The organism is Acidisoma cellulosilyticum (assembly GCF_020621385.1).
Taxonomy (GTDB): Bacteria; Pseudomonadota; Alphaproteobacteria; order Acetobacterales; family Acetobacteraceae; genus Acidisoma; species Acidisoma cellulosilyticum.
Genome location: NZ_JAESVA010000001.1, coordinates 248,795 through 269,147, shown reverse-complemented (window position 1 = coordinate 269,147; position 20,353 = coordinate 248,795). Strand labels below are relative to the sequence as shown.

Genomic DNA, 20,353 nt, shown 5'->3' with positions numbered 1-20,353 from the left:
TTAGCCTAAACTCCCGCGCGCGTCGCGCGGGGGAGGGGGCAGAGGCTCAGGATTCGAGCATCCGGCGCAGAAGCTCCACATCCTCGGCGAAGGCCGAGTCGCCTTCCATCAGGCCTGAGACGCGGGAGACGGCATGCATGACGGTGGTGTGGTCGCGATTGCCGAATTTGCGGCCGATCTCGGGCAGGCTGCGGCTGGTCAGCTGCTTGGCCAGGAACATCGCGACCTGACGCGGGCGGGCCACATTGCGGGCACGCCGGGCAGAGGCCATGTCGGTCAGGCGGATATTGTAGTGTTCCGCGACCTTGCGCTGGATTTCTTCGATCGTCACCCGGCGGTCATGGGCGCGCAGGATGTCGTGCAGCACTTCCTGCGTCGTCTCCAGCGTGATCGGGCGCTGGAACAATGCCGAATGTGCAACGAGACGGTTCAGTGCGCCTTCCAGCTCACGGATATTGCTGGTGATCTTATGGGCCAGGAATTCCAGCACGCGCGGCGGCACGGAGACGCTGGCCTTGGCGGCCTTGGCTTCCAGGATAGAGATGCGGAGTTCGAAGGTTGTCGCATGCAGATCGGCGACCATGCCGCAGCCAAGCCGGGTGCGCAGCCGATCTTCCAGGCCCGACAGGTCGGAGGGCGATTTATCGGCCGAGACCACGATCTGCTTGCCGGCATCGACCAGCGCATTGAAGGTATGGAAGAATTCTTCCTGCGTATTGTCCTTGCCGATGAGGAATTGCAGATCGTCGATCATCAGCACGTCGACGCTGCGCAAATTGTCCTTGAATTCGATCGTGGACTGATTGCGGATCGCGGCGATGAATTTGTACATGAATTTTTCGGCCGACATATAGGCGACCGACACTGCCGGTGCGCCCGCGCGCCGGCTCGTCTGCAGCTTCCAGGCGACGGCATGCATCAGATGCGTTTTGCCCAGACCGACGCCGCCATAAAGAAATAGCGGGTTGAAGCCGGGGGAGGAGGGCTGGTCGGCCACACGGCTTGCGCAAGCGAAAGCAAATTCATTCGGCTTGCCAACGACGAAGGTATCAAAGGTATAGCGCGGATCGAGCACGATGCCGTCACCACGACCCTCGTTCTTATCGTCCAGGCCATCGACCGCGCTCGGGATCGCGACACCCGCGTTATCCGTCAGCGCGGTGATGTCTGCCGGCGCCGTGCTGTGGGGCGGTGCGACCGACGGCGCCAGCGGCTGCACGCCTTGACCGACGCGGATATCGACCCGGCGAACGCGATTATTCTCAGACTGCCATAGCGCGCTGAGGCGGTCGCCGTAATGGCTGCGCACCCAGTCCCTCAGGAAGCGGGTCGGCAGCAGCACCGTCACCTCATCGCCGTCGGCACCGCCCAGGCTGAGCTGGCGCAGCCAAGTGCGATATTCGACCTCTCCGACTTCATTCTGAAGGCGCGTGCGTACGCGTGACCATTCGGCCGCCAGCTCAGCGGGCGGTACGATCTCGCTTCCTTCCACCCTGATGTCGGACGCGGCTCTCAAATGAAGCTCCATGACGTGCCAAACAAGCTAAACCCCGCCCCCGCTCTTGTGAAAAAGCGAGCCCACAACAAATAAATCCCGATTTCGGGGTTTTACGCTGCCAGCCCCCGGACCGCCTTCATGACAACCAAGTTAGGTCACGACGAGGTGGGAGGCAACCAGAATCAAATGGAGCCAAAATAGAACTGCGCGACAAAAAAAGAATGTCGCGCTCGAATATTTACTAATATTTCGACTTATGCTGAACAGCCATCTGTCTAGCATTGCCAAGGGCAATGTTGACTTCATTGATGGCCAGGCTCTACGCGCCGATAGTATGCCTGTTCTTTCAGGCAAGCTATCTATTGTATTAAAATCGGGCGACGTAGAACGGAATGGGAACCTGGCTAATGCCGGTTCCCATTTAATAAGATGCTGAGTTAGGCCGCAAGAGCCTTAATGCGGCCGGACATGCGGGACATCTTGCGAGCCAGCGTATTCTTGTGAGCAACACCCTTGTTGGCGGCGCGCTGCAGCAGAGGCTGAGCCGCGAGGATAGCGGCCTGAGCGGCGGTCTTATCGCCACTGGCGATCGCGGTCTCAACGGACTTGATCACGTGACGCATGCGGGTGCGGCGCGCGACGTTACGCTCGGTGCGCTTTGCCGTCTGGCGGATACGCTTACGGGCAGAGGCGGTATTGGCCATGATTAATCGACATCCAAACAATGAGTATGGAGCGGCCGCTTCGCCACCCCGAACGAGGGGGTTTCTCTAGATTCCGGCGGGGGGGTGAGTCAAGCGAAAGGGAAGGTGACAAAGGCGCTTCTGCCCTGCACGGCGGTCACAAAACTTGATACACTGCCGCATCACTTTTGTGTTTTTGGACAGAAAAAAGTACTGCGCCCTGCCTGTACGATGCGGCTTATGCCGGGGCAGCCTGGATTATCACCACAACGCTCACAAGGCATGCCCTCGCGGGCATAGACTTTCCAGGCATGCTGGAAGTAGCCGAGCTCCCCATCGGGTTGCACATAGTCCCGCAGGCTTGATCCGCCGGCCGCGATCGCTTCCCGCAAAGTGTCCTTGATCGCGGGCACCAACAGCCGGGCGCGGGCGCCGGCGACCTTGCCGGCGAGCCGCTCCGGGCTGATGCCCGAACGGAACAGCGCCTCGGACACATATATATTACCGAGTCCCGTCACGATGCGCTGGTCGAGCAGCGCGGCCTTGATCGGTGTTTTCCGGTTCTTCAGCGCAGCCGACAGGACCGCGGGGGTGAAATTGTCGTCCAAAGGCTCCGGCCCCATGGCGCGGAGCAGGGCATGGGCGTCTTCTTCATCCGTCGGCATCAGGTCGAGCAGGCCGAAGCGCCTCGGGTCGATAAAGCCGACGCGCCAGCCGTCTTCGGTCTCCATCACCAGATGCTCATGCTTGGCGGGGGGCGGTAGCGTGTCATGCGGTCCGTGGATCGCCATCCGCCCGGACATGCCGAGATGGATCAGCACACTATCCCCGCCTGAGAGGCGCATCAGGATATATTTTCCGCGCCGCCGGAAGCTGGTCACCCGCGCGCCGGTCAGCCGGGCAGCGAAGCCCGGCGGGATCAGGCGGCGCAGGTCGCCGCGCGCAAGCGCCGCCCGGCGGAGGGTCTTGCCTTCCAGCCGCGCGGCCAACCCGCGCATAACGGTTTCAACTTCAGGGAGTTCCGGCATCTCGCTGGCCAGCGTATAGGGGAAGCACGATGACCGACAAAGCCATGCCAGACCAGATTTCTTCCGATCAGATCGATTTCGGCTTCCGGGAGGTTCCCCGTGCCGACAAGAAGTCCCTCGTCCGCGAGGTCTTCGAGAGCGTGGCGCCACGCTACGATCTCATGAACGATCTCATGTCCCTCGGTATCCACCGGGTCTGGAAGGAGATTTTCACGACGCTGCTGGACCCGCGCCCGGGCCGGAAGCTGCTGGACCTTGCGGGGGGCACCGGCGATATCAGTTTCGGATGGCTGAAAAAGGGCGGGGGTCCGGCGATTCTCTCCGATATCAATCCGGCCATGCTCGAAGTCGGGCGCGACCGCGCGGTGGAGCGTGGGCTGATCGGCGATCTGACCTTTCTGGTGGCCGATGCCGAGGCACTGCCGATTCCCAATAACAGCGTCGATGTCGTTTCCATGGCCTTCGGCCTGCGCAATTGCACCGACAAGGATGCCGTGCTGCGGGAAGCGCGGCGCGTGCTGCGTCCGGGCGGGCGGTTCCATTGCCTGGAATTCTCGCGGCTGGAGATCGCGGCCCTGATACCGCTCTATGAGGCTTGGTCCTTCAAGGTGCTGCCGCGGCTCGGCCAGTTTTTCGCCAATGACGCTGATAGCTACCAATATCTGGCCGAGAGCATCCGTATGTTCCCGGATCAGGAGACGCTGGTCGAGATGATGCGGACGGCGGGCTTCGGCCGCGTCACCCATCGCAATCTTTCGGGCGGCATTGCGGCCATCCATTCCGGCTGGAAGCTGTGACCCTCTCAGGTCGGCGTATCCTGCTCGTCGTCTCGGGCGGGATCGCGGCCTATAAGGCGCTGGAACTGGTGCGCCTGCTGAAAAAATCCGGCGCCGCGGTTACGGCCGTGCTGACCCGCGCCGGGGCCGAGTTCGTGACGCCGCTTTCGCTTCAGGCGCTGACGGAGGAAAAGGTCTATCAGGACCTTTTCTCGCTGACGGATGAGAGCGAGATGGGCCATATCCAGCTCTCGCGCGCCGCCGATCTGGTCGTGGTTGCCCCGGCCTCGGCCGATATCCTGGCCAAAATGGCGGCGGGCCTCGCGGGCGACCTGGCCACGACGCTACTATTGGCGACCGACAAGCCGGTGCTGGTGGCGCCCGCCATGAATGTCCGTATGTGGACCCATCCGGCGACGGTCGCGAATGTTCAAACTCTCAAAAGCCGAGGCGTTTGCGTGGTCGAGCCTGATGAAGGTCCGATGGCCTGTGGCGAATTCGGCCCCGGCCGGTTGGCCGAGCCGGCCATCATCCTCGACCATATTCTTCGCCAATGGACGCCCAAGCCTGGACCGCTTGCCGGGCGACATGCGCTTGTCACCAGCGGGCCGACGCATGAGCCGATCGACCCGGTGCGCTATATCGCCAATCGCAGTTCCGGCCGGCAGGGCCATGCCATTGCCGCCGCACTCGCTGCTTTGGGTGCGCGGGTAACGCTGATCGCAGGTCCAGTGACGGTACCTGACCCGCTCGGCGTGAGCGTGGTGAAGGTTGAGACAGCTGCGCAGATGCTCAGCGCCGTGCAGGTGGCGCTGCCCGCCGATATTGCCGTGCTCGCCGCCGCCGTCGCCGATTGGCGCGTGGCAGAACCGCAGGTCGGCAAGATCAAGAAGCAGCCGGGCGCGGAAGTGCCCGCGCTCCGCCTGATCCCCAACCCCGATATTCTGGCGACGCTATCGCAGCCTGGTCCCGCTCGGCCGCGTCTGGTCATCGGTTTCGCGGCGGAGACGGATGACGTTATCGCCCATGCGATCGCCAAACGCCTGCGCAAGGGCTGCGATTGGCTCATTGCCAATGATGTCTCGCCGGCGAGCGGCGTCATGGGCGGCGCGGAGAATGAGGTGCATCTCATCACCGCTGCCGGTGTCGAAGATTGGCCTCGCCTGCCGAAGGACGCCGTCGCGGCAAGGCTGGCGGCCCGCATCCTGCAGGAACTGACCGGAGAGACGCCTTGACCGAAGCCCCTGTTGCCGTGACCCGTCTGCCCCATGGCGCAGATCTGCCTTTGCCCGCTTATGCCAGCGCCGGCGCGGCGGCGGTCGATTTCCTGGCTGCCATCGACGGGCCGGTTGAGATTGCACCCGGCGGTCGTGTCGCCATTCCAACGGGCCTGGCCGTGGCACTTCCCACGGGTCATGAGTTGCAGGTCCGTCCGCGCTCCGGCCTCGCGCTGAAGAACGGCATTCTCGTCGCTAACTCACCCGGTACGATCGACGAGGATTACCGTGGTGAGATCAAGATCATCCTGCTCAATGCCGGGACCGAGGCTTTCCGGGTCGAGCGCGGCATGCGCATCGCCCAGGGTGTGCTTGCTCCCGTCACCCGGATGCGCTGGCAAGAAGTGGAGAGCCTGGATGAGACGGCACGCGGCACCGGTGGTTTCGGTTCCACCGGCGTCTGATATCTCATTCTATCGATAGTAGTACTGGGTGATGATGCCCGGCAGCTGGGCATCCAGAGCAATCAGCGCGACCAAGGGCAGGATCCACCAGATCCAGCCGAAGCGCGCGGGAATAGGCAGAACACGACCGAGCAATAAGGCAAGGATCGGCAGAAGGGGCACAAAATAGCGCCCTTGGATGCCATCGATGCGATTGAAGCCGACGGGTGTCCAGGTCAGATATTCGACCAGATAAATCAGCTCGGCGCAGCTGAGGGCCGCGATCAACACAAGCGCCCATGCCCAGCACTTAGCCGCGATGGATCGGTGTGACATCACCGGGGCGCTCGTCAGCAAAGCGGCTGCCGCGGAGAGCAAGGCGAACGAGAAAAGCGCGTAGAGCCGGCTCGGCAACCGGATATCGTAACTGCCCAGAATGCCGATGAGGTCCGCGAAGGGTGTGGTGATGGTCGGGATTTTATCCGCCAAGGGCAGCAAGGCGACCGTCAGCGGATGATGCAGCAGGACCGATATCTGCGCGGCCGGGATGGCGGAATGGAAAACAAGGGCAGGGTCCCCCGCCCAAAGCGGGCCGGGGTGATAGATGGCACTCGGCAACAGCGGGACCGAGACATGCCACATGACCAGGAGCGACCAGAGAACCGCCGGGATCATGATCGCGAGGGCCGCCGAGATACGCTTGGCCCAGGTCCCGCGCATTGCGGTTGGCAAAACCAGCGGCAGCAGCATCAGGGTCAAGAATGGGGGCTTTTGCAGGGCGAGCACGGCAAGAAGGATCGTTCCGCCCCAGAATCCGGCACGGTCTTGGCGTGTCAGGAGGGCTAATGCCAGGACGGCGACCGCAATCAGGACGCCGTCCTGATTGCAGGATCCGGCCAGCCAGATGGTGATCGGCAGTCCGAGCGTGACGAGCAGCAGAAGGCGCCCACGCCCTGCCAGCAGCAAAGCGAGGCAGCCCAGGATCGTGAAGGCGATGACATTGCCGAAGCGTGCGGCCAAGGCGGCGTCATGCGGGCCATCGCCTCGGCTGATGCCGACCCCAAGCGCCAATGCCGCCGGTATATAGGCGATCGGCGCATAGGCGGCGGTATTCACACTGCTGAGGAAGCCAGGTGCCGGCGACCAGGGAATAGCTTTGGCCCAGGCCAGCCGCTGTTGCGCGGAAGCCGAGGCGGGCAGGGGGGCATTGGCGCCATTCCCGGCAGCCGCCGCATAGATCAGCCCGTAATTGCCGGTAACGCCGGCATTCGGCGCGCCGGTCGAGGGGTTGGGGGTTTTCAATCTGTAGCCGATCACTTCGCCCCGCAACACGCTGTCGACGCGGGCGATGTGGTTGGGCTCATCCGGCACCTGACCCAAAGGCACTTTCCAGGCACAATAGACGACCAGCGGTACTACGAGGATGAGGAAACAGGCTAAAGCGACGAAGCGCTCGATAAGGCGAATGCGATCGGATCTTTGGGTCAAGCCGCCCTCGGGATGTGCTACTGGCCAGCCGATAGCGGTCCCTTCGCGCTCTGTCACCCGTTCATCATCGGAAGGGTGATGACAGACGGGGTGTCCCTGGTCTAGAGCGCAGGAAACTGGCCGCATTTCACGGCGTTCCCATCCATTTGTTACTAAGCCAAAGGCGCAGTCCCATGACGACACCGGCCTTGCCCGCCTTCGTGAGCGGTCGTCGTCTTCCCAACCTCTGGGACCTTGCCGCCATATTATGCGTGCTTGCCGGCCTCGTCCTCGTGGCGCACGCCGCCGGCGGCACGCTGGCGCCGTTGCCGGCCGCCAATACGATCCATCTCGGTCTTGCTTATCTGCCCTATTATGCGTTGAGAACGACGCTGCGCATGTTTGTGGCGCTGATCTTTTCGATTGTCTTCACGCTGGTCGTGGCGCCGCTTGCGGCCAAAAGCCGTCGTCTTGGCGTCATCCTCATTCCGGCGCTTGATATTCTGCAGTCGGTGCCGATCCTGGGCTTTCTGTCCTTCACCGTCCTCTTCTTCCTCAATTTGTTTCCGGGGCGCGTGCTGGGCGCTGAACTCGCCGCGGTTTTCGCGATCTTCACGAGCCAGGCCTGGAACATGACCTTCAGCTTCTATCAGTCGCTGACGACGGTGCCGCGCGACCTTGATGAAGCGTCGCGCAGTTTCCGTCTATCCATCTGGCAGCGTTTCTGGCGGCTGGAAGTGCCTTTTGCGATGCCGGGCCTGGTCTTCAATACCATGCTATCGATGTCGGGCGGCTGGTTCTTCGTTGTCGCGTCCGAAGCGGTGACAGTTGGCAACACGACCTTTCTGCTGCCGGGCATCGGCTCCTATGTCTCTGTCGCTTTGTCGCATAGCGATCTGGCTGCGGTGATCTATGCCATCATCGCCATGTTGGTTGTCATTTTGATTTACGATCAACTGCTCTTCCGTCCGCTTGTCGCATGGTCGGCAAAGTTTCGTTTTGAGATGACAAGCGGCGGTGAGGCGCCGGACCCATGGGTGCTCAGCGTCCTACGTCGCACGCGGCTGCTGCAATTGGTGGGCGACGCGATCGGCGATATCGCCAACCGCGTCGGTGGATTGCGCATGCGGCTGCCGCTTCCGGTTTTGACAACGAAATCACAGAAACCCTCGCGCGTCGTCGACGGCATTTGGTTCACGCTTGTCGGCGTCGTCGTCGCTTTCGCCTTCTGGCGGGTCGCGGAATTCGTGGCGGCTTCGGTGACGCTTAGCGGTCTCGCGCATGTCGTGCTCCTCGGCTTCTACACGCTACTGCGTGTCGCGGCCGCCATGATCATTTGCACCATCGTCTGGGTGCCGATCGGGGTTTGGATCGGGCTGCGGCCGCGCTGGGCGCGGCTCATTCAGCCGATCGCGCAGTTCCTCGCGGCCTTCCCGGCGAATCTGCTGTTCCCCATCGTCGTCATCGTGCTGGTGCGTTTCGCGCTCAATCCGAATATCTGGCTGACACCGCTGATGATCGTCGGCACGCAATGGTATGTGCTGTTCAATGTCGTGGCCGGCGCCTCCGCCTTTCCGGGCGACCTCAAGGAAGCCTCGGCCAATCTCGGCATCAAGGGATTGTTGTGGTGGCGCCGGGTAATCATTCCCGGCATCTTCCCCTATTACATCACGGGGGCTTTGACGGCTTCGGGTGCGGCCTGGAACAGCTCGATTGTCGCTGAGGTGGCAAGCTGGGGGCATACGACGCTGACTGCGAGCGGCCTCGGATCCTATATCGCGCAGGCGACGACCGAGGGGAATACCAGCCATATCGTGCTCGGCGTCTTCGTGATGACGGCCTTCGTGCTCACGATCAACCGTATCCTCTGGCGACCGCTCCATGCCTTTGCCGTTCGCCGCCTGACCTTCTAGAGCCTGTTCGACAATGCGCTTCTCGCACACCGTAGTAGCATTTCCAAACAGGCTCTAAGCCTCTCCAACATCGGCCGGAGATGACCATGGACCAAACTCTACAGACGACGCCGATGCTGGTGAGCATTGCCAATTGCCGCCAGTCCTATCCGAAGGAAGCAGCCTCCGACGTCATCATCCTCGATGACGTCAATCTGGAGCTGCGGGAAGGCGAGATTGTGGGTCTGCTCGGCCGCTCCGGCTCGGGCAAGTCGACGCTGCTGCGCATCGTCGCCGGGCTTTTGAAACCGACGGCGGGCGACATACGCTGGCGCGACAAGCCCATCACCGGTCCGGTCCGTGGTGTCTCCATGGTCTTTCAGAGTTTCGCTCTGTTTCCCTGGCTGACGGTTGAGGAGAATGTCGCGCTGGGTCTGGAAGCGCAGGGGGTGCCCAAAACCGAGCGCGAGGCACGGGCCGAGGATGCGATCGACCTGATCGGTCTCGGCGGTTACGAAAACGCCTATCCCAAGGAAATGTCGGGCGGCATGCGCCAGCGCGTCGGCCTGGCCCGCGCGCTGGTCGTGCATCCCGACCTTCTGCTGATGGACGAGCCCTTCAGTGCGCTGGACGTGCTGACCGCCGAGACGCTGCGCACCGATCTCATCGACCTCTGGTCCGAGGGCAAGCTGCCGGTGAAATCCATCCTCATGGTCACGCATAATATCGAGGAAGCGGTCTTGATGTGCGACCGCATCCTGGTCTTCTCCTCCAATCCCGGCCGGGTCGCGAGCGAGCTGAAAGTGCCGTTCCCGCATCCGCGCGAACGTCTGGACCCGGAATTCCGGCAATTGGTGGATGACATCTACGCGCTGATGACCCGCCGCCCGGTGGAGCATCGGGCGCCCGCGCATGCGATCGATCGCACGCCGCCGCCGCCCACCTTCCAGGCGCTGCCCGTCGTCTCCACCAACCTCATGGCCGGTTTGATGGAGACGATCGAGGGCGAACCCTATAACGGTCTCGCTGACCTGCCGGCGCTGGCGAGCGCCTTCCAGATGGAGGCGGATGAACTGCTGCCCATCGGCGAGGCGCTGCAGATGCTTGGTTTCGCTGAGTTCGAGGAGGGCGACATCAAGCTGACGGATGCCGGCCGTCGCTTCGTCGAAGCCGATACCGACGACCGCAAGGCGGAGTTCGCTGCCGCCCTTCGTGCCCATGTCCCCATGATCAGCCAGATCCGTCAGGTGCTGGACGAGCGCTGGAATCACCGGGCTCCGGCTTTGCGCTTTCGTGATGAGTTGGAGGACTACATGTCCCCTGACTATGCGGATGATACCATGCGCACGATCATCGCCTGGGGCCGCTACGCGGAGTTGTTCAGTTATGACCGCGAAGCCGACCAGTTCTCCCTGGAAGATGAGGAAGACGAGAACGACTGATACATCGTCGGTGCCACCCTCCAAAATCTCTGTCGCCCGCGCAGTTGTTGCGCGGGTTCAGCCGCTCGGGCGTCCAAACGGGTGGGTACGCACGGCATAATTCTGAGGCGCGAATCCCAGCCCCGCGCGGCAAGTATTTTTTGTCTCTCGCCTCGGCTCGATAGGCTGTGTTAGCCCGATTCGCATGTCTGGTCCTCAATTTGATCTGGCCCGTCTGCAAGGGTCGCGAATCGTCTCCGTGGCAAGGCTGGCCTTCGGCCGCCCGGATACCGAGTTTTTGTGCTTCGGGGAGTCGGACCAGAAAAGTCCGGCCGCCGCCGTGGGCGCGCTTACAGCGGCGCTTGCACGGGGCGATACGCTCTACCCCGATGTGCGCGGTCTGCCCGCGCTGCGCCACGCGCTCGCGGATTATCTGACGGCGCTGCACAAGCAACCGGTCGTGGAAAGCCGCGTCATGGTGACGGCGTCCGGCATGGCGGCGCTCGCCGTGGCACTCTCGGCGATCCTGCGTCACGGTGACCGCGTTGTGCTGCATGAACCGGCTTGGCCCAATGCCGGCAATGCGGCGCGGTTGCGCGGCGCCCGGGTGGAGCCGATCGCGCTTGCCGCTCGGCAGGACGGCAGCTTGCATCTCGATCTCGACGCTTTGGACAGGGCGCTGGCCGGCGCGCGGGTCTTCATCCTCAATTCGCCCAATAATCCGACGGGCTGGACGGCGACCGAGGAGGAGCTAAGGCAGATCCTGGCCCTTTGCCGCCGCCACGGCTGCTGGCTGTTGTCGGACGAGGTCTATTCCCGCCTGGTCTATGACGGGCGGGACGCGGCGCCCTCCATTCTGGATGTGGCCGAGCCTGACGACCGCGTCATTGTCGCCAATAGTTTCAGCAAGACCTGGGTCATGACGGGCTGGCGCCTGGGCTGGCTGATCGTTCCCGAAGGCGTGCGGGATGATCTGTCGGAGCTTATCGAGGTCACGCATTCCGGTGTCGCCCCCTTCATTCAGCATGCGGGCCTGGCGGCGGTCGCCGATCATGTGACGCCGCCGCATTTCCGTCAGCATTGCGCCGAAGGGCGCCGGATCGCGGCGGAAATTCTGGGGAAGGTACCGGGCATCCGCTACGCCTCGCCCGACGGTGCCTTCTACGCCTTCCTGCAGGTTGAGGGGCTGACCGACAGTCTGAGCCTCGCTGAGCGGCTGGTGACTGATCACGGCGTCGCCATCGCGCCTGGCATCGCCTTCGGTGAAAGCGGGGAAGGGTGGCTGCGCGTCTGCTTCGCGGTCGCCCCGGACAGGCTGACCCGCGCGCTCGACAGGCTCGCTGCCGGTCTCAAAGCCTTCCGCGCAACCGCGTGAGGACCGTGCGATGAGCAGCCTTTGCGCGGTTTGCGGCGCTGTGGTGAAGCCGGAATTCAAGGCGCCGATGGCGGAATTGTCACCGGACCTCGATTTCCGTCCCGGTGAGCCTGCGCGTTCCACCCTCCGCCACTGGGTGGCCGTTTGCTCCGGCTGCGGTGCGGCCGCACCGGATCTGGCCAAGTTGACCGAGGCTGATGCGGCTGTCGTGCGGAACGATCCGGAATATGCGGCGCTGCGCGACCAGGCGCCGGCCTTTGCCCGTCATTTTCTGCTCTGGGCACTTCTGTCGCAGCGGCGCGACGATCCCTGGCCGGCGGCGGAGGCGTTGTTGCAGGCGGCCTGGGCCGCCGATGACGCAGAAGACGCGGAATGGGCTCGGCTCTGGCGCGCCCAGGCGGCCGAACTCTGGCCAGGCTCACGGGCAGTGCAGCCCCGCCTCTGCCTGATCGACATCGCCCGCCGCTCGGGGGATTTCTCCCGTGCCGCGGTCATCGCCGAAGCGCTGATGGAAGAGCCCTTGGATGAAAACTCGGCGGCGATCGTCGATTTTCAGCGCCATCTGATCGCCGAGCGTGATACCGGCCGCCAGCTTTTGAGCAGTGCGCTGCGCCCGCCCGCGAGCCGGCCGCATGTGTCCTACAATCAGGCCCAGAATCAGGGCGGTTCGTCCGATAGCGTCTTGGGCCATGTCGGCAGCTTCTGGCGCCGGCTCTTCGGGCGCGACTGATGGCACCGCATTTCAAGCTGGAAAAGGCAGCCGGCGGTCGTGTCGCGGGGGTGGACGAGGTCGGGCGCGGTCCGCTTGCGGGGCCGGTTGTCGCGGCCGCGGTCGTCTTCCCCAAGGGCGTGCCGAAGGCACTTGCAAGCCTATTGGATGATTCCAAGAAACTGACGGCGGCGCGACGCGAAGCCGCCTATGCGGCCTTGCGCGCGGCGAGGAATGTAGAGATCGGCGTCGGAGCGGCCTCCGTCACCGAAATCGAGGATATCAATATCCTCCGGGCCAGCCACCTCGCTATGCAGCGCGCCATGCTGCGCCTGCCGCAGACCCCCGATTCCGTACTGGTCGACGGCAATATGGCCCCCAAATTCGCCTGCCCCGCGCAATGCGTCGTGGGCGGGGACGCGACAAGCCTCTCGATCGCGGCGGCGTCCATCATCGCCAAGGTCATCCGTGACCGGCTGATGGCCCGTCTGGCCGCCCGCTACCCGCATTACGGCTGGGAACGCAATGCCGGCTATGGCACGGCGGTCCATTGCCGGGCCTTGGCTGAGATCGGTGTGACGCTGCATCATCGGCGTGCTTTCGCGCCTGTGCGCGCTCTGCTTCAGGAAACGCTTCTGCTCGACGTGCCGGCCCTCTCGACGGAGACCGCCGCGCCCTGGACGAAAAATCAGGGCAAAGCCGCGCCGTCCCGTCACAACGCTCTGGCACTCTGAGTCCGATCATGTTGAAACGTCTTACGTGCCTTCGCCTGTCTGGCCGCTTGCCATTTGGTTCGACACCATGAGGAGGAACGTGGATCTCACGCGCGAATTGCCGCTGAACCAGCTTCTGCTGGGCGATTGCGTCCAGATGATGCGGATGCTGCCGCCGGCGTCGGTTCACTGCATCTTCGCCGATCCGCCCTATAATCTTCAGCTTCAGGGCCAGCTGCGCCGGCCGGACGAGAGCGTGGTCGATGGCGTGGACGAGGATTGGGACCGCTTCACCGATTTCGCGGAGTATGACCGCTTCACCCATGCATGGCTGACGGAATGCCGCCGCGTGCTGCGCAAGGACGGCACGCTTTGGGTTATCGGCTCCTATCACAACATCTTCCGCATCGGTGCCGCGCTTCAGGATCTCGGTTTCTGGATGCTGAACGACATCATTTGGCGCAAGTCGAACCCGATGCCCAATTTCCGCGGCCGGCGCTTTACCAATGCGCATGAGACGCTGATTTGGGCGGCGCGGGGCCGGGATTCCCGCTACCGTTTCAACTACCAGGCCATGAAGACGTCGAATGACGATTTGCAGATGCGCAGCGACTGGTTTCTGCCGATCTGCAACGGGCCGGAGCGGTTGCGCAATCAGCATGGGCTGAAGCTGCATCCGACGCAGAAGCCGGAAGCCATGCTTCACCGCATTCTGCTCTCCTCGACCGCGCCCGAGGATGTCGTGCTCGATCCCTTCTCCGGCACCGGCACCACGGCGGTCGTCGCCAAACGGCTGAACCGTCATTTCATCGGTATCGAGCGGCACCCGGCCTATGTCGAAGCGGCCTGGGCGCGCCTGGCCCAGACCAAGGCGCTGGACAATGACGCGATGGCCATCACGCCCTCGCGCCGAGAAACGCCCCGCATCGCCTTCGGTTCGTTGGTGGAGAATGGTGCTCTCGCGGCCGGGACGGTGCTGTACGACAAGCAGCGCCGCGTTTCGGTGATTGTGGGATCGGACGGCAGCGTCAGCGCGGGCGATCTGCGTGGTTCCATCCATAAGGTCGGCGCGGAGTTGCAGAATGCGCCGTCCTGCAACGGCTGGACCTTCTGGCATTTCGAGCGGGACGGCTTGCTGGTGCCGATCGATGTGCTGCGGAAGTCGTGAGAACACGCGCTTCCCCCAATCATGATGCGCGGCCGGCGGATGAGCCGGTTGATATTCTCGTCCTGCATTACACCGGCATGCAGTCGGGACAGGCCGCGATCGATCGGCTCTGTGATCCCGAAGCCCGCGTCTCTTCCCACTACGTGGTGGAGGAGGACGGCACCGTCTGGAATTTGGTTCCCGAAGACAGGCGGGCCTGGCATGCCGGCATTTCCTTCTGGCGTGGCCATGACACGTTGAATGGGCGCTGCATCGGGGTCGAGATCGTCAATCCCGGCCATGAATGGGGTTATCGGCCCTTTCCGCCAGCCCAGATGGCGGCGGTGCGGGACCTCTGTCTGGGCATTTTGTCGCGCCACCCCATTCCGCCGCGCAACGTCGTCGCGCATTCCGATGTCGCGCCCGACCGCAAGGAAGATCCCGGCGAGCTGTTCGATTGGCCCTGGCTGGCAACCCAGGGAGTTGGTCTTTGGCCGGACTTTCCTGATTTTGTTGTCGCGTCATCGGTGGATGAGACAAAGCTTCGCGTCGATCTGGCGGAAATCGGCTATCCGGTGCCGTCCCTGACGCAGGGGGAGGCTGCCTTCGCGACACTGCTGCGCGCCTTTCAGCGCCGCTGGCGCCCGGCGCTGGTGAGCGGCGAAGCGGACGCGGAAACCGCGCTCCGCGCGGCCATGCTCATGAGGTCTGTGCAGAACAGCGGTTGACCGCGCGGGCCGTCAGGCGCAATCAGCCCGCCGCCAGACGGTTGGACGGCCGCTGTTTTGCCTCTCGGGGCAGGATGGAGGAAAGTCCGGGCTCCACGGAAATACGGTGCCGGCTAACGGCCGGCGGGGGCGACCCCAGGGACAGTGCCACAGAAAGCAAACCGCCCGTACAAGGCGCAAGCCTTCAGCGGGCAAGGGTGAAAGGGTGCGGTAAGAGCGCACCGCCGCTCCGGTAACGGCGCGGGCAGGGTAAACCCCACCGGGAGCAAGACCGAATAGGGGCGGCCGGCGGCGCGTTATGGCAACATGGCGCGTGACGCGAGGGCATTTCCGCCCCGTCGCCCGGGTTGGTCGCGTGAGGCGCTCTGCGAAGAGCGTCCCAGAGGAATGGCCGTCCAAGGCCGCGCAAGCGGCCCGGACAGAACCCGGCTTACAGACCGTCTGGCGATTTTCCGTCCCCATGGGCTTTCGTGGGTGACGGGGCGCTGTGGCCATGGGAAATTATGGGCCAAGCCCTCTTATTCCTCGAAAACGGCGCCTCGGGATGCTATCATTCCGAAACGCCACAAGAACGTTACACGCGTTCGTGTATTCGGTCGGGACCTGTCAAACGACAGGATCCTGCGGTTTTCAGAGGAAAACCAAGACCTTTTTCCAGGTCGTGAGCGTAAAATTCTTTGACGCCCATCTGTGCCCATGATAACCCACGGTATCCCATGAGGTGATTGGTGCGGGCGCGTCGCGCTTCGCCAAAAGTGTCAATGGAAGCGCTGTGGCCAGCGCATAAGGTGAGGGGGGCCCGATGACGCATTTTCTCGGGAGCCACCTTAACCGGTTGGATGCCAAGGGTCGGGTATCGGTACCGGCTGCTTTTCGCACTGCACTCCGGTCTTTCGGGGCTGCGACCGAGGGCAGCGTGAGCATGATCCTGCGCCCGTCCCACAAATACCCATGCGTCGAAGCCTGGCCGCAGGCGGTCTTCGATAAGCTGGCGCAGCAGCTTGACCGCTATGAGCTCTTCAGCCCGGAATACGACAATCTGGCGGCGGCCATCTATGCCGATGCCTATCCGATCGAATCCGACCGGGAAGGCCGCATCATCCTGAATGAGATGCTGACGAGCCATGCCGGCGTGTCGGACAATGTCGTGTTCATGGGCACCGGTCCGATCTTCCAGATCTGGGAGCCGGAGGCCGCCCGCGCGCGGGCCGCTGAAGCACGCCAGATCGTCAATAGCAGCGGCCTGACGCTGGGCGGGATCGCCCGGCCGGCTGCCGTCGTCGCAGCGGGGGGCGTCTGATGAACGCACAAGCCCCCGGCCATATCCCCGTGCTGTTGCATGAGGTGCTGGAAGCCCTGGGCCCACGTCCGGGGGAGGCCTATCTCGACGGCACTTTCGGCGGCGGTGGTTATACGCGCGCCATTCTCGATAGCGCCGATTGCACTATCTGGGCGATTGATCGCGACCCGCAGGCGATCGCGCGTGGGGCTGCCATCGCCGCCCATTACCCTGGCCGTCTGCATTTGGTCGAAGGCCGGTTCGGCGATCTAATGGCATTGCTCGGCGCCCAAGGCGTCGCGAGCCTCGACGGTGTCGTGCTCGATCTCGGCGTCTCCTCCTTTCAAATCGATGACGCGGCGCGGGGCTTCAGCTTTCGCAATGACGGGCCGCTCGACATGCGTATGGGTGTGGATGGGCCGAATGCCGCCGATCTGGTGGCGAAACTGACGGCCGACGAACTCGCTGATATTCTTTACCAATTCGGGGAGGAGCGGCAGTCGCGCCGCATCGCGCGCGCTATCGTCGCCGCCCGCACCGAGCAGCCGATTACGACAACCGCGCGGCTGGCTGAGATCATTCGAAGCGTTCTACCGCCGGATCGATCCGGCATTCATCCGGCGACGCGCAGTTTTCAGGCGCTGCGAATAAAAGTGAACGACGAACTAGGTGAAATAGAACGTGCTTTAGAGCAAGCCGTTCGCATACTGCGTCCTGGGGGGCGACTCGTCGTTGTTTCCTTCCATTCCCTCGAAGATCGGATTGTTAAGCGTTTCATGAGTGAAGCTGCGGGCCAGGCGCCCGGTCCGTCCCGATACGATCCGCGCGGGCTTCTTCCCCCTGCGGTCGCCAGCTTTTCCCTTCTGACGCGCAAAGCTGTGCGGCCCGGACTTGCCGAAACTGCGGCCAATCCGCGGGCGCGCTCTGCGCGCCTGCGGGCTTTGCGTCGGCTTGATGCGCCGGAGATTGCGGCATGATCAAACCTTTTACGTGCATCTGTCTCGCGCTGGCTGCCGGGTCCGGCCTTTACCTGTATCAGGTCAAGCAGCGTGCCTTCGCCCTCGATGCGTCTCTGCGCAGCACCTTCCATGATATCGACATGGCGCGTGAAAAAACCCGCATGCTGCGTGCCGACTGGGCTTTGATGAATGACCCGGAGCGTCTGCAGGCGCTGTCGGATCAGTATCTGACGCTCAAGCCCATGGGCCCGTCGCAGCTGATGACGCTGGATCAGCTGGCCGTTGCTTTGCCGGCGCCGATCCCGCCCGGCACCAAGACTGCCCCTGTGATGCCCGATATCGCCGCACCTGCCACCGACCCCACTCATGGCGTGCCGATGGCTTCCAACGCGCCGGCCACACCGTCGGGTGGCGCGTCCGACGGGACGGCGGTTGCCATGTTGCAGCCGGTCGTGCCGGCTCCGGCAGCGACGTCTGATGCGGGCGCCGATACGGCCGCCAGCGATGCCGACGCACCGGCTATCGCGAGCAACCCCGCACCGACGCCGAACGCGTCTCCGAATGCCGCGCTCAAGGCTGCTGCGGCGGCCTCCGTCGCGGCCTCGGCTTCCGCCGCCGTTGCCATGGCGCATGCCGCGCCGCCGTCACTTGCGAAGGTTGCGGTCAGCGTGCCGCGTGTGACGCATCATTATGCGAAACATGTGCAGCCGGCCGTTGCGAAGGCGAATATCCCCCAGGATGGTGCGGATTCGTCTCTGGCCGATAATAGCGCCGCTTCGCCCGCACCCAAGCCGCACCATGCCACGCATCACAGCAAGCCGACGTCGCCGAGTGGTACGCAGTATTTCGCGGCCAATGACGCGACCCACCCGGCCTACGGTAGCGAGCGGATCACGCCCCGGGCCGCGACGGTGATGTACACGCCGGTCGGTTCATCGCTGGGCATGGCGTCGGCCGCGACCCTCGCGCCGCCGCGTCCGCTCTATTCTTCGACCCAATAGGCGCGGTTCGGTATGAGCGACGCGCCCCCGCCTCACACGACGCCGAATAACCCTTGGGGTCCGCGGCCGCGCCAGGGCAGCGGCGGCCTTCAGGGCGAGACGGTGCGCGTGACCTCGCCCGATCTCCGCCAGCGGGCGGCGCTGGAGAAAAGCCGCACGCGCCTTGTCGCGGTCTCGGCGGTCTTCCTCATTCTGTTTTTTGCTGTGGCCGCACGGCTATCCTTCGCGACCGTGATCGATCCGATGAAGCCGGCGCCGCGCGTCGTGCAGCAGTTCACGCCTGAGCCGCCCGCCGCCGCGACGGCCCCCCCGCCGGGCCGTGCCTCGATCATCGATGCCAATGGCCAGATTCTGGCGGTTTCGTTGCCGGTCGCCAGCCTTTACGCCGATCCGCGCCAGATGATCGACACCAACGCGGTCGCGGTCGAGCTGAAGAAAATCCTGCCTGACGTTGACGAAGGTGACATTGCGCGTCGTCTGGCTTCCGCCAAGGCCTTCGTCTATATCGCGCGCCGCGTAACCCCGGCTCAGGAAATCGCCATTAACAACCTTGGCGTTCCGGGCCTTTCCTTTCAGCTGTCGTCTGAGCGGCGCTATCCCTTGGGGGATACGGCGGCACAGGTTTTGGGCGGCGTCGATATCGATGCCAACGGCATTGCCGGCGTCGAGAAGTATTTCAATACGCGCCTGAACACCGATACGACGCCGCTGCGCCTGTCGATCGACGTGCGCGTGCAGGCCATCGTGCGGGACGAAGTCGCCAATGCGGTGAAGACCTTCGACGCGGTCGGCGGCTGCGGCATTGTTGAGGATGCGAATAGCGGCCAGATCCTCGGCATGGTCAGCATCCCCGATTATGACGCCAACGATCTTGCCCAGGCGACGGATGCGGAGCGCTTCAACCGCTGCGCAACCGGCACGTACGAGCCGGGTTCGGTCTTCAAGCTGCAGACTGCCAGCATGTCGCTGGACGACAATGTCATTCACATGTGGGACTATTTCAACACGACCCATCCATTGCCGATCGGTCGTTTCCACATCACCGATTTCGAGCCGCAGCATGTCTGGATGCAGCTCGGCGACATCATGAAACTCTCGTCCAATATCGGCGCTTCGCGGATCTCGCTCCTGGTCGGCAAGGACCGTCAGCGCGCCTGGCTGCAGAAGCTGGGCCTGATGTCGCGTGAGCCGATCCAGTTGCCTGAAGCCGCGATGCCGCAGGTGCAGCCTGCCAGCACCTGGGGAAAGGCGACGCTGATGACCGTCTCCTTCGGCAATGGTATCGCCGAAACGCCGCTGCATATCGCGAATACCGCGGTCGCGATCGTCAACGGCGGCACGCTCTATAAGCCGACGCTCCTAGCTCAGAATATCGGCGACCCGCCGATCCAGGGTACGACCGTCATGCAGACATCGACGTCGGATATAATGCGCAAGATCATGCGCTATATCGTGACCAGCGGGACGGGTGAGTTCGGTGACGTGCCGGGCTATTTCGTGGGCGCCAAAACCGGCACGGCGCAGAAGGTGTCCGAGCACGGCGGCTACAAGAAGCACACCAATTACAGCTCCTTCGTCGCGGCATTCCCGATCTACGCGCCGCGCTACGTCGTCTATGTCGCGATCGATTCGGGCCATGCGACGGCTGAGACGCATGGCTATACCACAGGCGGCTGGATGGCGGGCCCGGCGGTCAGCCATATCATTGGCCGCATCGGACCGATGCTGAACGTCATGCCGCGCTTCGACAATGTCGCTGAGATCAATCAGCAACTCGATTTCCCGCATCCTTATCCGGCGCCGCCCGGTGCCGTCGTCTATGGTCCCAACAATCCCGGAGAGCCTGACGACCCGAACGCAATGGACAAGCCCGCGCATCCGACCAAGCGTGGTGGCATCGCGCGTGTCGCGCAGGATACAAAATGGACGACGCCTGCCAGCACGGTGAAAAACCTGCGGCATGACGCGATGTATCGCGTCCCGGCGCCGGCTTCAGCCGATGCGACTCATTGATCTC

At 63.5% G+C, this 20,353-nt stretch carries 18 protein-coding genes and 1 other RNA gene; 15 read left to right on the top strand and 4 right to left on the bottom strand.

Translation table 11 applies throughout. The features are described from left to right. Positions 1 to 46 precede the first annotated feature (46 nt). From dnaA to mutM, 3 genes are all read right to left on the bottom strand, one after another. Complete coding sequence (dnaA, locus tag ACELLULO517_RS01160) at positions 47 to 1,516, bottom strand: chromosomal replication initiator protein DnaA (protein ID WP_264481286.1); 1,470 nt, start codon at positions 1,514 to 1,516, stop codon at positions 47 to 49. Between the two features lie 419 nt (positions 1,517 to 1,935). Beyond that, a complete protein-coding gene (gene rpsT / locus ACELLULO517_RS01155) occupies positions 1,936 to 2,202 on the bottom strand; it encodes a 30S ribosomal protein S20 (RefSeq protein WP_227304932.1) in 267 nt (88 codons plus the stop codon). 161 nt (positions 2,203 to 2,363) lie between these two features. Next, positions 2,364 to 3,209, bottom strand: coding sequence for a bifunctional DNA-formamidopyrimidine glycosylase/DNA-(apurinic or apyrimidinic site) lyase (gene mutM / locus ACELLULO517_RS01150; protein ID WP_227304929.1), 846 nt, complete (start codon positions 3,207 to 3,209; stop codon positions 2,364 to 2,366). Positions 3,210 to 3,238: 29 nt separating this feature from the next. Here mutM and ACELLULO517_RS01145 point away from each other — a divergent pair, with 29 nt between their 5' ends. Genes ACELLULO517_RS01145 through dut form a run of 3 tightly spaced genes read left to right on the top strand, consistent with a single transcriptional unit; the run spans position 3,239 to position 5,666 of the window. Beyond that, positions 3,239 to 4,006 carry a class I SAM-dependent methyltransferase gene (locus tag ACELLULO517_RS01145; protein WP_227304927.1) on the top strand — a complete coding sequence of 256 codons (768 nt, stop codon included), beginning with the start codon at positions 3,239 to 3,241 and terminating at the stop codon, positions 4,004 to 4,006. Then, complete coding sequence (gene coaBC, locus ACELLULO517_RS01140; protein ID WP_406566221.1) at positions 4,003 to 5,220, top strand: bifunctional phosphopantothenoylcysteine decarboxylase/phosphopantothenate--cysteine ligase CoaBC; 1,218 nt, start codon at positions 4,003 to 4,005, stop codon at positions 5,218 to 5,220. The genes ACELLULO517_RS01145 and coaBC overlap by 4 nt, the downstream gene beginning before the upstream one ends. After that, entirely contained in the window at positions 5,217 to 5,666 is a 450-nt protein-coding gene (gene dut, locus ACELLULO517_RS01135) for a dUTP diphosphatase (protein WP_227304924.1), read from the top strand. Before coaBC ends, dut begins: the two co-directional genes overlap by 4 nt. Before the next feature lie 9 nt (positions 5,667 to 5,675). Here dut and ACELLULO517_RS01130 read toward each other — a convergent pair whose 3' ends face one another. Then, positions 5,676 to 7,133 (bottom strand): DUF2142 domain-containing protein, encoded by a 1,458-nt coding sequence (locus ACELLULO517_RS01130; RefSeq protein WP_227304921.1) that lies wholly within the window; start codon positions 7,131 to 7,133, stop codon positions 5,676 to 5,678. Positions 7,134 to 7,306: 173 nt separating this feature from the next. Here ACELLULO517_RS01130 and ACELLULO517_RS01125 point away from each other — a divergent pair, with 173 nt between their 5' ends. The 12 genes from ACELLULO517_RS01125 to ACELLULO517_RS01070 all read left to right on the top strand — a co-directional run bounded on the left by ACELLULO517_RS01125 (position 7,307) and on the right by ACELLULO517_RS01070 (position 20,349). Next, positions 7,307 to 9,025: an ABC transporter permease gene (locus ACELLULO517_RS01125; RefSeq protein ID WP_227304918.1), complete on the top strand. Its 1,719-nt coding sequence runs from the start codon at positions 7,307 to 7,309 to the stop codon at positions 9,023 to 9,025. Between the two features lie 86 nt (positions 9,026 to 9,111). Continuing rightward, positions 9,112 to 10,446, top strand: coding sequence for an ABC transporter ATP-binding protein (locus tag ACELLULO517_RS01120; RefSeq protein WP_227304915.1), 1,335 nt, complete (start codon positions 9,112 to 9,114; stop codon positions 10,444 to 10,446). Positions 10,447 to 10,630: 184 nt separating this feature from the next. Further along, positions 10,631 to 11,800: a pyridoxal phosphate-dependent aminotransferase gene (locus ACELLULO517_RS01115; protein WP_227304912.1), complete on the top strand. Its 1,170-nt coding sequence runs from the start codon at positions 10,631 to 10,633 to the stop codon at positions 11,798 to 11,800. Positions 11,801 to 11,810: 10 nt separating this feature from the next. Next, positions 11,811 to 12,530 carry a hypothetical protein gene (locus ACELLULO517_RS01110; RefSeq protein ID WP_227304911.1) on the top strand — a complete coding sequence of 240 codons (720 nt, stop codon included), beginning with the start codon at positions 11,811 to 11,813 and terminating at the stop codon, positions 12,528 to 12,530. Continuing rightward, complete coding sequence (locus ACELLULO517_RS01105; protein WP_227304908.1) at positions 12,530 to 13,243, top strand: ribonuclease HII; 714 nt, start codon at positions 12,530 to 12,532, stop codon at positions 13,241 to 13,243. The genes ACELLULO517_RS01110 and ACELLULO517_RS01105 overlap by 1 nt, the downstream gene beginning before the upstream one ends. Before the next feature lie 67 nt (positions 13,244 to 13,310). Then, entirely contained in the window at positions 13,311 to 14,390 is a 1,080-nt protein-coding gene (locus ACELLULO517_RS01100) for a site-specific DNA-methyltransferase (protein ID WP_227304905.1), read from the top strand. Beyond that, positions 14,387 to 15,097 (top strand): N-acetylmuramoyl-L-alanine amidase, encoded by a 711-nt coding sequence (locus ACELLULO517_RS01095; protein ID WP_227304902.1) that lies wholly within the window; start codon positions 14,387 to 14,389, stop codon positions 15,095 to 15,097. Before ACELLULO517_RS01100 ends, ACELLULO517_RS01095 begins: the two co-directional genes overlap by 4 nt. A 33-nt stretch (positions 15,098 to 15,130) precedes the next feature. Next, positions 15,131 to 15,546, top strand: an RNA gene (rnpB, locus tag ACELLULO517_RS01090) — RNase P RNA component class A. A 353-nt stretch (positions 15,547 to 15,899) separates the two neighbouring features. Continuing rightward, positions 15,900 to 16,397: a division/cell wall cluster transcriptional repressor MraZ gene (gene mraZ, locus ACELLULO517_RS01085; protein ID WP_227304900.1), complete on the top strand. Its 498-nt coding sequence runs from the start codon at positions 15,900 to 15,902 to the stop codon at positions 16,395 to 16,397. Continuing rightward, complete coding sequence (gene rsmH / locus ACELLULO517_RS01080; protein WP_227304897.1) at positions 16,397 to 17,353, top strand: 16S rRNA (cytosine(1402)-N(4))-methyltransferase RsmH; 957 nt, start codon at positions 16,397 to 16,399, stop codon at positions 17,351 to 17,353. Before mraZ ends, rsmH begins: the two co-directional genes overlap by 1 nt. Further along, positions 17,350 to 18,336, top strand: a complete 987-nt coding sequence (ftsL, locus tag ACELLULO517_RS01075; RefSeq protein ID WP_227304894.1) for a cell division protein FtsL — start codon at positions 17,350 to 17,352, stop codon at positions 18,334 to 18,336. Before rsmH ends, ftsL begins: the two co-directional genes overlap by 4 nt. A gap of 12 nt (positions 18,337 to 18,348) precedes the next feature. Continuing rightward, positions 18,349 to 20,349, top strand: a complete 2,001-nt coding sequence (locus tag ACELLULO517_RS01070) for a peptidoglycan D,D-transpeptidase FtsI family protein (RefSeq protein ID WP_227304890.1) — start codon at positions 18,349 to 18,351, stop codon at positions 20,347 to 20,349. The last annotated feature ends 4 nt before the right edge of the window (positions 20,350 to 20,353 follow it).

What these genes read in the sequence shown, in the direction of transcription:
- rpsT (WP_227304932.1), bottom strand. Translation starts at nt 2,202, where the DNA reads ATGGCCAATACCGCCTCTGCCCGTAAGCGTATCCGCCAGACGGCAAAG.
- mutM (WP_227304929.1), bottom strand. Translation starts at nt 3,209, where the DNA reads ATGCCGGAACTCCCTGAAGTTGAAACCGTTATGCGCGGGTTGGCCGCG.
- ACELLULO517_RS01145 (WP_227304927.1), top strand. Translation starts at nt 3,239, where the DNA reads ATGACCGACAAAGCCATGCCAGACCAGATTTCTTCCGATCAGATCGAT.
- ACELLULO517_RS01125 (WP_227304918.1), top strand. Translation starts at nt 7,307, where the DNA reads ATGACGACACCGGCCTTGCCCGCCTTCGTGAGCGGTCGTCGTCTTCCC.
- ACELLULO517_RS01120 (WP_227304915.1), top strand. Translation starts at nt 9,112, where the DNA reads ATGGACCAAACTCTACAGACGACGCCGATGCTGGTGAGCATTGCCAAT.
- ACELLULO517_RS01115 (WP_227304912.1), top strand. Translation starts at nt 10,631, where the DNA reads ATGTCTGGTCCTCAATTTGATCTGGCCCGTCTGCAAGGGTCGCGAATC.
- ACELLULO517_RS01110 (WP_227304911.1), top strand. Translation starts at nt 11,811, where the DNA reads ATGAGCAGCCTTTGCGCGGTTTGCGGCGCTGTGGTGAAGCCGGAATTC.
- ACELLULO517_RS01105 (WP_227304908.1), top strand. Translation starts at nt 12,530, where the DNA reads ATGGCACCGCATTTCAAGCTGGAAAAGGCAGCCGGCGGTCGTGTCGCG.
- ACELLULO517_RS01100 (WP_227304905.1), top strand. Translation starts at nt 13,311, where the DNA reads ATGAGGAGGAACGTGGATCTCACGCGCGAATTGCCGCTGAACCAGCTT.
- mraZ (WP_227304900.1), top strand. Translation starts at nt 15,900, where the DNA reads ATGACGCATTTTCTCGGGAGCCACCTTAACCGGTTGGATGCCAAGGGT.
- rsmH (WP_227304897.1), top strand. Translation starts at nt 16,397, where the DNA reads ATGAACGCACAAGCCCCCGGCCATATCCCCGTGCTGTTGCATGAGGTG.
- ftsL (WP_227304894.1), top strand. Translation starts at nt 17,350, where the DNA reads ATGATCAAACCTTTTACGTGCATCTGTCTCGCGCTGGCTGCCGGGTCC.
- ACELLULO517_RS01070 (WP_227304890.1), top strand. Translation starts at nt 18,349, where the DNA reads ATGAGCGACGCGCCCCCGCCTCACACGACGCCGAATAACCCTTGGGGT.